The organism is Paraburkholderia sp. SUR17 (genome assembly GCF_029536165.1).
In the GTDB taxonomy this organism is placed as follows: domain Bacteria; phylum Pseudomonadota; class Gammaproteobacteria; order Burkholderiales; family Burkholderiaceae; genus Paraburkholderia; species Paraburkholderia kururiensis.
Map to the genome: position 1 here is coordinate 2491997 of NZ_CP120508.1, position 13057 is coordinate 2505053.

Genomic DNA, 13057 nt, shown 5'->3' on the forward strand with positions numbered 1-13057 from the left:
CTACGCTTCCACAAGCGCGAGCACACGAAGCGGACTGCCCGAGCCACCCTCAATCTTCAGCGGCGCCGACACAATCAGCGCCCCCTGCGGCGGCAGCTGATCGAGATTCTTCAGACATTGCAGGCCATAGCGATTCGCCCCATGCATCAGGGTGTGGCACGGATAGGCGACCGGCCACGCGTAGGACTGGCCTGCATCGGTGTTGATCGTCTCCACACCGAAGCCGTGCACGTCGCGCTGCTGGATCAGCCATTCCACGGCTTCCTGGCTCGGCCCGGGCGTATGGGCGCCGTCTTCGCGCACATTCAGGAATGCCGCCGGATTGTCGGCGCGCTTCGACCAGTCGGTGCGAAACAGCACCCACGCATGCGCCGGAATGCGTCCATGCGCCCGCTCCCATCCCTCGAGGAAATCCACCGTGAGCACCCAGTCCTCGTTCTCGCGTACCTGCGCGCTCGCATCCACGACGACGGCTGCCGCGACAAAGTTTTCCGGCGCGATGGTATCCACGCTGTTGTTCGGATAGTCGCGACCGCTCACCCAATGCACGGGCGCGTCGAAATGGGTGCCCGTGTGCTCGCCGCACGAGAAGTTATTCCAGTACCACGCCGGCCCGGATTCGTCGTAGTGCGAAATGCGCTCCATCTTGAACGGCTGAACCTGCCCGAACTGCGGCGGCAGTTGCAGCGCGGGGAACGACGGCGACAACGTCTGCGTGAGGTCGATCACGCGGACGGCGCCGCTTGCAAGTTGCGCGGCCAGCGCGGGCAATATCGATTGGGCCGTGGACGTCATGGGATGTCTCCGTCAGTATCAGTCGAGGGTGTGATGTGAAATGAAGCTCAGGAAACCGGGTCCAGCGATGTGAACCGGCCCGCATGAAACACCAGTGGCGCGCCGCCGTCTCCGGCCGTCCGCACGATGCGCCCCACGAAGAGCAGATGATCGCCTGTCTGCCGGCAATGATCGTGCGCGCACACCAGTGTGGCAATAGCGCCTTCGATGGCAGGTACGCCCTCCGGCGTCTCCGCCACCGCTACGTCCGCGAACTTGTCAGCTATCGCCGAACTCGCAAAGCGTCGTGCCAGCGCCTCATGGCCGCTGGCCAGGATATTGATCGCGAAATGCGAGCAGTCCTGAAAAGCAGAGAGACTCGGGGAATGCTGGACGAGGCTCCATAGCACGAGCGGCGGGTCGAGCGAGAGCGATGCGAACGAATTGATAGTGAGTCCGATCGCGCGACCTTGCGGTCCGCGCGTCGTGACGATCGCCACACCCGTGGGATAGGCGCCAAACAGCTTGCGCAGCGCGGCGGGTTGAACATCCACGCTGCCCCACGCCGAACCGGAATCCGTGGAGGCGGTATCAGCGGCAATGCAGGTCGACATGCTGTTCTCCTCAAGCCACGGAAGCGGCCGTCTGATGGCTGGCGATGAAACGTTCGCACTCGGCCTCATCGGCCCACCACGGGAAATAGCGCGGCGGATGGTTGAAGCCGTTCACCACCGCGCTCGCGAGCGACGGCAACTGCCCCGCCGCACCAAGCAGATTGAGGATATGCGGCGGCGGCGGCGTGAGCAGCGAGTTGGTCCATTGCACGACCCACTTCGCGTAGTCCCAAAAGCGCTCGAACGTGTCCTCCATCCACTCGCGCGTGTACGGCTGCTCGCCACGCGCGAGAATCGCATCGAGGTACACCTTGCACGCCTTCGTCGCGTTGTTCGAACCTTGTCCCGTAATGGGATCGTTCGTGGCCACCGCGTCGCCAAGACCGAACACCGGGCGCCCCGAAGGCAGCGTCAATACCGGTTTGCGCACGGTCGGCGCGAAGGCGCCGGCCAGTATGCCCTTATCGTCGGTCAGTTCGACGTGCTTTGCACGCTCGGCTTCCCAGGGCAAATAGTCTTCGAGAAAGCGCTTGCTCGCGGTCAGGTGCTCCTGCGGCGTGCGCACGTCGCGCCAGCAATCGAGCGGGCCGCCGGGCACGCCCTCGAACACCATGATGTCGCAGGGCCCGCTGAGCGTCAGCGCGGGAAACACGAAGTATTCGCCCACGCCCGGAATCATGTTGAAAGAGATGCGCGCATAGTCTGGCGTCTTTTCGAGGCCGTGCACGTAGGTCAGCGCGAGCGCACGTTGTGGCTTGTCGAACGGCGAACGCGACGCGTCGCGCTCGAAGAGCCGCACCACTTCTCCCTTGCCGCCGGCGAGAACGACGAGGTCGTGCGTGTCGGCGAGCGCTTCGAGCTCGGCGACGCCTGCATCCTGAATCACAAGACGGCCGCCGCGCGCTTCGACCTGCTCCAGCCACGCCGACATCTTCACGCGCTGGTCGACCGACTGCGCCGGCTTGTCGAGACGCGCGTTCCAGTCGATCACCTTCGCGCCGCGCTCCTGAGGATGCGGCACCGCGAAGCCAATGCCGTGCACCTCGGGGCACGCGCGCTCCCAATCGTTGATACCAAGATCGCGCTCGATCTGCAGTGCCGGGTCGAACATGCACTGACTCGACATGACCTTGCCGCCGCGGATGTCCTCCGGCGTGCGATTGCTCACCACAGTCACTTCGTAGCCCTGTTCGAGCAGCCCGAACGCCAACGGCAGGCCCGCCTGGCCGCCCCCCACAATTGCGATTCGACGCATGGCTAGTTCTCCTTTCAAATTGACGTGGTTCGCGGGCTACACGCCCTCGCTGGCAAGACGGGCAATGGCCGGCACGGCCTGCTCGGGGCCCATCGCGGAGTAGCCGCCATCCACGGCGTAGTCCGCCCCTGTCACGAACGAAGCGTGTTCCGAGAGCAGAAAGGCCACCACGTCGGCCACTTCGCGCGGGTCGCCTACACGCCGCAACAGGTGATAGTCCGCAGCCACGCGGTCCGTCTTTGCCCGGTCGCCATGCGTGAGTTCGTCCATCACGCGCGACCACGTCCAGCCCGGCGATACCGAATTCACGCGAATGGTGTCCGCGGCGAGATCCATCGCCATGTTGCGTGTCAGTTGAACCAGTGCTGCCTTCGAAACGGGATAGAGCCAGCGCCCCGTCTGCGCAACCTTCGACGAGATACTGGTGAAATTGACGATGGCGCCGCCGCCCGCGGCGATCATGTGCGGACGTACCGCGTGCGCGGCCATGACGGCGCTCACCACGTTGACGTCGAGCGCAGTGAGCCAGTCGCGCCGGCCCGATCGCGCGCCGTCGTCGAGATATGTTGCAGCGAGGTTGACGAGAAAATCCACGCGCCCGAAGTGTGCCGCCGCCTCGGCCACGCCTGCGCTCAACTGCTCGTCGTTGACGATATCGACCGGCCAGAACCGCACGGCCCCGGCATGCGCCGATGCGGCTTCCTCTCCGCCCGCCGCATCGATGTCGAATAGCGCCACCTTTGCGCCGTAACTGCAGAGCGCCTGCACCACAGCGGCTCCGATGATGGTGGCGCCGCCTGTCACGATTGCCACTTTGCCCTCAAGACCTTTCACGAGAACCTCCTCCTGATCAACGAATTCGAAGCCCGCGGCCCCCGCTTATAGGGACTGCCCGGAAACCGCCCGACGAGATGTCGTGAAAGGATGATGGCTCGCCACAATGGCATGGACCTATCCAGGACCCGCAGGCGCTATCCGCTGTCTGCCGGTATTCGCTCGAGGTCCTATGCATGTCATCTGTGCAGATGCAGCAACGCGCCCAGTTGCGGCCTTTGTGCTATGCACTCGTGGTGCCGACGCTGCGCGCGTTGCTGCCGGGCGTCAGAAGACGTGGCGCATCCCTACGCGCAACGCCATCTGGTTCTTGCCGTCAGACGGGCCGAACAGGATGATCTGCGCCTGTGCGCCGTCGCCTGTGGCGTGCTGGTACGTCACGCTCGTGTAGACGTCCGTGCGCTTGGAGAGCGAGTAGTCGAGCGTGAGGTTGACCTGGTGCGCCTTGTTGTCATTGAGCACCTTGTTGCCGTCCATGAACTGGTACGCGCCGACCAGATGGAATGCGCCGCCGAAGTTGTAGATCCCGCCCAGTTCATACACGTCGACGCGCGCCCCCGTGAACGTGTTCTTCGTGTAGGTGTAGAGCGCATCGAGATAGGCGTTGCCCAGCACGATACCGCCGCCCGCACCGAAGTTACGGATGCCTGAATTGCCGTTATTGATGCCCGGATACTTCACGTACGTATACGCCGCGTCCAGATTGAAGACGCCGTTCGCATAGTCGATGCCGAAGCTCTGCGAGCTGTTCTGTGAAAACGAACCCGCTACGCCGCCCAGCCCGTACATCGCGCCGAAGCTCAGTCCGTTGAAACTGGGGCTCTCATACTTCACCGAGTTCGTGATCCGTTCGCCGGCCACGCGATCGAAATCGAACGCACCCGTGGGCTGGTTCGGCACGCCAAGGCCGTTGAACGGACCCTGCCGCAGGTTCTGCAACGAGACGAACGGGAATTCCGGCCCGTAACGCTTCACCGCGAGCGAGGTGAACATGAAGTCGTACTGGTTGCCGGCAACCAGCGTGCCCCACTTTGTATCGCTCAGGCCCACATATGCCTGCCGCCCGAATTCGTTGCCGATCAGCGCCCCATTGCCCGCGTTGAACTGCCCCTCCAGCAGGAAGATGGCCGACAAGCCGCCACCCAGATCCTCTTTGCCTCGGAATCCGAACAGATTCGGCGACAGGATCCCCGTACCCATCGACACCTGATGCTTGCCGCCTACGTTCGTGTTGTAGTCGATTCCCGCATCGATCAGGCCATACAGGGTCACACTGCTTTGTGCACGCGCCGTGAAAGGCACGAACGACGCAGCAGCACACAACGCCATCGAGATGGCATTACCCCGGAATTGCCGCATTTTTCGATTTTTGCCGCTCATCACCACTCTCCTCAGACAGTCAGTTGTTTTGCTCCGTGATCCTTTTCATGCTGGTGCAGCAAAGCTGCTTCGCATGTGCGGATCATCAAATTCCAAAACGAGACTGGCTATCCGATTCCTGCAGCGTGCATCCGCGTGGTGAAGAAGACTTCGTCACGCGCCACAACGTGTGTTCGAAACACGGCGCGGCACGATGGGAAAAAGCGCTCCGAACGAGGCTAGCTGCCGCGCGAGTGAAGCGTGTCTTGAGGACGAACGCCGAAACGGCGCCGATAGTGCGAAGCGAAATGCCCGTAGTGGGCGAAGCCCCAACGCATGGCGACGTCGGTGAGGCGTATGGCGGCCGGATCGCCGGATTTCAGTTCGGCATGCACGGCCTTCAAACGCAGTTCGCGCAGATAGGCCATCGGCGTCTGGTCGTGGGTCTGCCTGAACGCATAAAACAAGGCACGAGAACTGACACCGACCGCACGCGAGATTTCGTCGACCGACGTCACATCGGCAATGTGCGCACGCATATAGTCTTCGGCGCGCCGCACGTAGGCCGGCGTGATCGTGCGCCGATTCTGTCCGCCGCGAAAGTGGTCCGAGAGATTGTGCGGATGGGCGAATAGCAGGGTGTCGATCAACATGCGCTCGCAGCGTGCCGCGTAAGACGGGCACTGCAGCAGCGCGGGAAAGGCAACGTTACCGACGACGATGTGTTCCAGCGCGCTGCGCCACGCAACGCCCGCTGGCGTGCCCAGGTCGAGCGTGGGATGAAAGCGGATAGCCTTGCCCGGCAACGCGTCGAGATGCTCGACGCAGGCGCGTTCAAGCGCCTTCTGGTCGAGGCGCACGATGATCTGCCGCAGGTCGGCGGGAAAATGCAGACGCGTGGCCTCGCGCGGCGAGAGCACCGCTGCGGTGCCCGGACCGCCCATCACTTCCTCGGCCCCGCTCACGTACCGCGCGAAGCCGTGAATCGGCATCTGGATGAGCGTGAAGTCGTCCAGCGTGCCTGGATCGACGTCCACGCGCGCGCCGTATTGCAGATAAAACATCTGCAGGTTGCCCACCTTGAGCGAGCGAAACGCCGCGTCCAGCGAACGCGCCGGCTCGGCAATCGACATGCGGTGCGGCTTGAACGCGCGCGCCACCGTGTCGACCACGAGATCGGGGTCGGCGTGGCCTTCGATCTCGACGCTGAAATGATCGAACGCGTCCGGCTTGCGATTGAAGGTAGACGGGAGGATGTCCATCGCGGCGTACCCGGTTAGGTGGGAGGTACCCGAAGTATATGAAAATGGTGGCATTTTCCCGAATCGATCAAATTTCGGCAGCCGGATAGAATGATTTATTGGCAATCCAGACTGACCGCCAGACAGAAGCCGCCATTTCGAGGCGGCCATTCAACGCGTCGACCACCCGCGAGCCCTCTTTGGATACCTCCCGCATCGATCTGAACCTGCTGCGCGTTTTCCACGCCATACTCGACGAGGGCAATCTCACGCTCGCGGCAAACCGGCTGGGGCTGTCTCAGCCCGCGGTGAGTTATGCGCTGGGCCGGCTGCGCGCCATTCTCGACGATCCGCTTTTCATGCGCAGCGGCAATGAGATGCAACCCACCTCTGCGGCACTGGAAATGCGCGAGCCGTTGCGCCGCGCCATGGCGGCGGCGGAGTACGCGCTGCAATTGATGGTGCCGTTCGAGCCGACCACCAGCACACGGGTTTTCCGGATCTCCATGTCCGACATCGGGGAACTCGCGTTTCTGCCCACACTTTGCGCCGCACTCGAAGAATGCGCGCCGCACGTGCGCCTCGACATCCAGTCGGTCCCGCTCGGGCAACTCGAAGAAGCGCTGCGGGTAGGACGGCTCGATCTCGCCATCGGCAACCTGCCGGCATTGACGACACGCACACGCCACCACCCGCTCTTTCACGAGGATTACGTGTGCATGACGCGGCGCCGCCCCGGCCTGCCTAAACGCACGATGACGCTGGAACGCTATCTGGCTTCCCCTCATGTGCTGGTTGGCTCGCTCGAAAGCGCTCATCACCAGATCGAGGAAAACTTCCGCAAGCGCAACGTCCATCGGCAGATCGCGCTACAGGTGCCGCATTTCACGGTGGTGCCGCACATCCTCGCCCGTACCGAATGGATCGTGACGCTGCCCCGGCGCGCCGTTCAGTTGCTCAATCCTGCGAACGAATTTGCGGTCTACGATTTGCCCGCGGAAATTCCAGGCGTCACCGTGACGGTGCACTGGCACGCGGACTTCGACGACCACGCAGCGAACCGCTGGATCAGGGAACTCGTCATCGCGAAGCTGAGCGACGCGCGCGCGTGAGCGTCCGCGCAGCGCGAACCTGCCCGCGCCTGTGTATGAGCACACACGCGCGCAGGTGCCGCGTCATGCGAGCCGGTTCGCGACCATCCATCCCGACGCGCCGCCAAGCCCGGGCCCCGGGTGCGTGGACGCACCGATCTGATAGAGGTTGGCATAAGGCGTAGCGTGAACGCGGCGCCCCTTCACGCCGGCGAAAGGCCGCAGCCAGAAGAACTGATCCGGCGAACACACGCCCGAATAGGGATCGCCGCCCACCAGGTTGCAATTAAGGCGTTGAAGGTCCGCCGGCGAATAGGCGCGGCGCCCTACGATTTTGCCCGCAAGCCCCGGCATCACGCATTCGAGTCGCCGTTGCACGCGGTCGGCTACGCGCTCTCGCACCGCGTCGGTCCAGGTGCCGTCGGCCGGCACGGCGATCTCGCCCAACGCGTCGCCGCGCAAACGCGATGGCATCTCCTGGAGTTGCAGCCACAGAATCGCGCCGCCCGCGGGTGCGCGACTCGGATCCACCGCCGTGGGCTGACCGATCGCTATGGTCGGGTGGCTCGGAATAAGGCCGTTGTTCGCTTGAGCCACCGAAAGGCACACGGACTCCATGCTCTCGGTCAGATGCACGAGCGGCACATGGGCCAGTTCGCCGTTCACCCAGTCGGGCGGCGACGAAAGTGCGAAATGAATCTGCATGTCGCCGCGGCCGAAGTAATAGGCATCGGCGCGCTCACGCCACTGCGGCGGGGCCTCGGGCAGCAACCGTCCATAGAGCTGGCCCGGCGTCACGTTGCACACCACGGCCTGTCGCGCGCGCCACGTCCGGCCACCCGCATCCACGCCAACGGCCCTGCCCCGCTCGATCACGACGCGTTCCACTTCCGTGTCGGTCAGCACGATGCCGCCATTTCTTTCGATGACCGAACGGAATGCCTTGACGATATTCGCGCTGCCGCCCTTCACCACCGGCATGCCTCCGGCCACCACAGCGGCGAACGTCAACTTGCCGATCAAAGCCGATCCCGCATCGTCCGGCCCCAGCCCGGTATGCAATGCCCACGGCGCAATGGCCGCGCGCACGAGGTCCGAATGCAATTCACGCGCGCTCCAGCGTCGAAAACTCTCCAGCGCACTGCCCGCGAACGCCGCGAGGCCGTCCACACCGCGCGCGCGCCACTCGCGCCACAGCAAACGGGCCATCTTCCAGCCATAAGGGTTCTCGCCCATCAGCCCAAAGGTCAGCGCCGCATCGGCACCGAACAAACGGCCCGCTGCCGCGGCGAACGCCGCGCCGTCTCCCGAGTGCCGCTGGTCGAACTGCCGCGCGGTGTCGTCGAGATCCTGACGAAACGCCATGGACCGACCATCGGGCGTGACGACGCCCGTTGTGTAGTTACCCTGAACGAATTCGAGGCCAGCTGCATGCAGATCGTCTTTCAACTCCGCGTAGCCCGGGCTGCCCACGAAGAGCGGATACCACGACGAGAGCACGTCGTGGACGTAGCCTGGAAACAGTTCCTCGCTGCGAATGCAGCCGCCCGCCTCGGCATTGCGCTCGATAACGACGACGCGCTTGCCCCGCCGCGCCAGCACCGCTGCGCAGACGAGCGAATTGATCCCGCTGCCCACAATGACGACGTCCGCTTCTTCCCGCATCTGCATACCTGTCTGTGTCTGTTTGCTTACGCGCGGCCGAACAGCGGCGCGTCCGTACCGTCCATGAACGGCAGATGGCCGTACTCCACCAGTTCAAGCTGGTTGCCGAACGGGTCGAGAAAGTAGTTCACCCTCAGGCCGGCGCACGGGCCACTGTCCACCACGATGGGCCCGTCCATGACGCGCACGCCTCGCTCGCGCAGGAAGGCCAGGGCTTCGTCCAGGTCCTGGACCTTGAGCGCAATGTGGCTCGCGCCGATATCGCAATTGAGCGGCGGCTTCTGCGCAGCATCGAGCGGCCGTTCATAGCGGAACAGCTCGAGCATCAGGTTCTTGCCAAGCGCCATCATCACGAAGTTGAGCCGCGCGCCGGCGATGTTCAGATGTGCCGCAGTCCAGTCCGTACCGTCCGCTGTGGCAGGCAACTCGGCCGCGTCGAACGGGCCCATCCGGTAAAGCTCGATTGCGCCCAGCATGTCGCGGTAAAAGCGCACGGCCTCATCGAGGTCCGGCACCGTCAATGCGACGTGATCCACGTGCATCACGCCGGGCAAGCTCGCGTGTCCCATTCTGTTCTCCTGTCGTGCCGCTGCGGGATTTCCTGCAACCCCGCGGGGGCTTTGATTTTGATTTGGATCGCCAGGCAATAGCCTGTTACCCGATCGATTCAGCTACGCTCACACGCCTGCTGAAGCCGTCTGCGTGCTCCGTGCCGGCTTGAGCACGGTGAGGCGCAGCGCCGGATACAACACGATGCAGATAGCGATGGTGGCGAGCGCCTCCACCGGTACGACACGCGCAAGCAGATAGTGCGACACCCCGACTGCGACGATCGAAGTCAGCACGCCGGCCCAGTTGACGATTTCCGCAGGCCGATCAGCACCTGTATCCAGCGACGGCGCAAGGCGCCTCACGATAAAAAAGTCGGCAACGATCACGCCCGCGAATGCCGTCGTGAGCACGCCGAGAATGGTGATCCACGAATTGACGAGCGCAAGGATCTGCCCGTAGAGCATCAAGAGCCCGATCACGTTGGCGACGATTACGAACGTGAGGCGGCCAGGGCGCACGTTGAGCGCGTCGAACAGGTTTGAAAGCGACAGTGACGCACTATACGTGTTGATGACCTGCGCCTTGCTCTGCGCCAGCACCATGAGAAGCGCGCCCAATGCGCCGCCGAACACGACGAATGCCGCCGTGATGCTGTCCGGGCTTTGCAGCGCCGCATGCATCGCCGCTTCGTGGGACATGCCTGCCGTGCGCATGTAGAAGTCCACCAGCGCCGGGATGCCCGCATACATGATGACGCCGCCCAGACCCAGCATCAGCACGTCCATCATGATGTTGCCGATCAGCGCCGCGATGCCGATGTCGCGCGAACGCCGCGCGTAGCGGCCAAGGTCGGCATCCACGAGTGCCAGCGCGCCAGCCGAACCGATCAGCACGTTCACGCAGAAAATGAACTTCTTCACGTCGTCGTCCGCGCCCATGGCTTTGAGCACGTCGGCCGGAAACTGCGAGCCGAACGAGACGAGTTCCGAGAGCGAGTGCCCCGCCCCGGTGATGACGCTGTGCGCGATATAGGCCAGCACAGCGAGGAAAAACACGAGCGTGATCGACGAAACGCGTGCGACGAGCGCAAACCCGTACGCCGTCAACAGAACCCATGCAATGCTGAGTAACCCGTAGATCACGATACGTGCCACCACGGTATCCGCAATGCCGAGGTAGAAGATGAAGCCGCGATACAGCAGCGCATTCTCCAGTGCGAGAAAGCCGATGATCATGAACGCGAAGATCAGCGACGAGATGATCGATCCCTTCTGCCCGAACCCATAGTGTCGCGACATCACCGTGCTCGACAGCCCCGAACGGTATGCCACGTGCCCGCATGCCCAGCCGAGCAGCGCGCCGAGAACCGTCACGCAGACCCCCGCCAGCAACGCGATCTTCAATCCCGCGACGAAGGTGACGAGCGCGCCGAGAAAGAGCTGCACGAGCGTCGTCACGATTCCTGCCGTATTCCAAGACAGCGCGAGCCATCCCTGACGGGCGTTGTCAGGTACCCGTTCCAGCGCGTGATCTTCCATCACGCTGCCGAGGCTTTCGTCCTTCATGCTCCACTCCTCTTCGATTTGGTCTCTTCGTATGCGGCGCGAGATTCACCTCGCACCGGCCTGTGCTCCGGCGTATGTTCGAGGTCCACAAATCGTATGGCTATCCGGTTCCGGCAACAGATATCCCGCAAGTGAAGAAACCACCGCGCCTCGCCTGCGCCCGGCTCGATGCACGCCTGCCCGAATCGGGCCCGTTCGTTCTATGCGGCAAAGAGGTGTGTCGACATGCAAGACAACGATAGGTCGTCCACCCGCCGGGGGTTATCCATGCAGCGCATTCACTGTCCACGGCTGGCGTGAAATTGGGTTTTCCCTGCCTGGGCGCACATGTCATGCAGATTTGTGCACTGGGCGGATCTTTGAACGTCCGCTTGCAGTGGCGGGATGGTCGCGGCGCGCAAGGTTACGCACCATCGGAGCCATCGTTCCGACTCGCGTTCCCACCGCTCCTCATGAAAAACACTTCGCCCGCGTTACCCGACCTCCTCGACGATGAGGAGTACCTCATTACCCGAAACGACGCCCAAGGGAAGATCACGTACGTCAACGAGCGCTGGGAACACGTGACCGGATACACGCTCGACGAGTTACGCGGCGCCTCCACCAAGGTGCTCTATCACGCCGACATGCCCGACCAGGTGGGCGCGGACGTCTGGGCCACGCTCGCGCGCGGCTGCACGTGGACAGGTCTGCAGAAACTGCGGCGCAAAGACGGCAGCGGTTTCTGGACGCTCACCACGGTGGCGGCCGACGTGCGTCATGGCACGGTGGTGGGCTACGTCAGCGTCAGAACACGTGCTGACAGTGAGCAGGCAGCGTTGGCCGAGACAGCCTACGGTCAATGGAAGGCCGGAACGAAGGGCCGCTACGCAATACGCGCAGGCGCCGTCGTGGCGCGCGGCTCGGTGCAGTGGCTTTCCACGGCGCTCGGCCCACGGGCGTGGCGCGTGCTCGCTGTCCTCGCCTCGGGGGTTCTCGGCGGTAGCGCTGCATTCGCGTTGCAGCGGCTCTCGCCGCTCGACGCAATGCAAGGCGCCGATACCGCGCTCATCGGTGCGACGGCCGGCGTCCTGCTCTATGTCGCGCGCGAGGGTCGCAAGGCCGCGCGTTCGCTTACCGAAGCACTCGACGCGGTGAGGCTGTTTTCAGCCGGCGATCTCTCGCGTGCGGTGCCGGCGGGCAAGCAAGACTATCGCGCCGGGCGGCTTGCCCACACCCTCGACGTGATGCGACGGGGCTTTCTGCTCGCCGTCTCCGACATGCGTGCGGGCTCCTTCGCCACACGTCATGCAGCCGGCGAAATCGCGTCGGCTACGGCGGATCTCTCGAATCGTGCGGCGCGGCAGTCCGCGGCGCTCGAACAGGCAGCCGTTGCCATCGAAGAACTCAGTCAGGCCGTGCAGAACAACCGCGACAACACGACAGAAGCGCACGCACGAATGCGCGGCGCCACCGCGCTGGCCGCGCAAGGGCTCCATTCGGCCCAGGAAGCGGACAACACGATGCTGGCCGTCAGCACGCAGGCGCACCGGATCGCGGGCATTTCCGCGACCATCGAATCGATCGCCTTTCAGACCAGCATTCTTGCCTTGAACGCGAGCGTGGAAGCCGCGCGTGCCGGCGCCGAAGGACGCGGCTTCGCGGTGGTCGCGGCAGAGGTGCGCGCGCTGTCGCAACGCAGCGCGGAAGCGGCCAAAGAGATCGGCGAGGTGGTCAGCAATGCACTTGCGCAGATCGACGCGGGAGCAAGCCAGGTGGTGGCCAACAGCCGCACGATCGAGCGGCTTGCCGCAGCGATTGCCGAAGTGGAAGGCATCGTGGCTTCGATTGCCGATGCCACGCACCAGCAGAGCCTCGCGGCCGGCGAGATAGGCGGAAAGGTCTCGGAACTCAGCGAATCGGTTGCGCAAACCACGGCAATGGTGAACGAAGCCGCCACGGCCGCGCAGGCGTTGCTCGATCAAAGCAGCACACTCGACGTTGCGATGGCGGCCTTCAGGCTCAGAGAAACAGACCGCTGATACGCGTGCAATGCTGTGGGCACGCTGCGAAAGATAGTACTAATCGTATGGAGGTTTGAGGAAATATTCTTGCGCCAAACCCTCAC

General features: G+C 63.7%; 11 protein-coding genes. 2 read left to right on the top strand and 9 right to left on the bottom strand.

What is annotated here, in order from left to right; genetic code table 11:
- The 6 genes from P2869_RS10830 to P2869_RS10855 form a co-directional block, all read right to left on the bottom strand.
- On the bottom strand, nt 1-795 hold the full coding sequence (locus P2869_RS10830) for a cyclase family protein (protein ID WP_277596445.1): 795 nt from the start codon (nt 793-795) through the stop codon (nt 1-3).
- 47 nt (nt 796-842) lie between these two features.
- The gene (locus tag P2869_RS10835) at nt 843-1388 is read right to left on the bottom strand and encodes a flavin reductase family protein (RefSeq protein WP_277596446.1); all 546 of its coding nucleotides are present in this window, start codon (nt 1386-1388) and stop codon (nt 843-845) included.
- A gap of 10 nt (nt 1389-1398) precedes the next feature.
- Nucleotides 1399-2643, bottom strand: a complete 1245-nt coding sequence (locus P2869_RS10840) for a styrene monooxygenase/indole monooxygenase family protein (protein ID WP_277596447.1) — start codon at nt 2641-2643, stop codon at nt 1399-1401.
- A 36-nt stretch (nt 2644-2679) separates the two neighbouring features.
- Nucleotides 2680-3477: an SDR family oxidoreductase gene (locus tag P2869_RS10845; protein ID WP_277596448.1), complete on the bottom strand. Its 798-nt coding sequence runs from the start codon at nt 3475-3477 to the stop codon at nt 2680-2682.
- 267 nt (nt 3478-3744) lie between these two features.
- On the bottom strand, nt 3745-4857 hold the full coding sequence (locus P2869_RS10850; RefSeq protein WP_233411202.1) for a porin: 1113 nt from the start codon (nt 4855-4857) through the stop codon (nt 3745-3747).
- Nucleotides 4858-5075: 218 nt separating this feature from the next.
- Entirely contained in the window at nt 5076-6098 is a 1023-nt protein-coding gene (locus P2869_RS10855) for an AraC family transcriptional regulator (protein WP_277596449.1), read from the bottom strand.
- 179 nt (nt 6099-6277) lie between these two features.
- Between P2869_RS10855 and P2869_RS10860 the strand changes: the two genes are divergently transcribed.
- Entirely contained in the window at nt 6278-7189 is a 912-nt protein-coding gene (locus tag P2869_RS10860; protein ID WP_277596450.1) for a LysR family transcriptional regulator, read from the top strand.
- A 63-nt stretch (nt 7190-7252) separates the two neighbouring features.
- Here the strand turns inward: P2869_RS10860 and P2869_RS10865 are convergent, their stop codons facing one another.
- From P2869_RS10865 to P2869_RS10875, 3 genes are all read right to left on the bottom strand, one after another.
- Complete coding sequence (locus tag P2869_RS10865; protein ID WP_277596451.1) at nt 7253-8839, bottom strand: NAD(P)/FAD-dependent oxidoreductase; 1587 nt, start codon at nt 8837-8839, stop codon at nt 7253-7255.
- A gap of 20 nt (nt 8840-8859) precedes the next feature.
- On the bottom strand, nt 8860-9402 hold the full coding sequence (locus tag P2869_RS10870) for a VOC family protein (RefSeq protein WP_277596452.1): 543 nt from the start codon (nt 9400-9402) through the stop codon (nt 8860-8862).
- 108 nt (nt 9403-9510) lie between these two features.
- Nucleotides 9511-10950 carry a cytosine permease gene (locus P2869_RS10875; protein ID WP_277596453.1) on the bottom strand — a complete coding sequence of 480 codons (1440 nt, stop codon included), beginning with the start codon at nt 10948-10950 and terminating at the stop codon, nt 9511-9513.
- Nucleotides 10951-11402: 452 nt separating this feature from the next.
- Here P2869_RS10875 and P2869_RS10880 point away from each other — a divergent pair, with 452 nt between their 5' ends.
- Nucleotides 11403-12971 carry a PAS domain-containing methyl-accepting chemotaxis protein gene (locus P2869_RS10880; RefSeq protein ID WP_277596454.1) on the top strand — a complete coding sequence of 523 codons (1569 nt, stop codon included), beginning with the start codon at nt 11403-11405 and terminating at the stop codon, nt 12969-12971.
- Nucleotides 12972-13057: the final 86 nt, after the last annotated feature.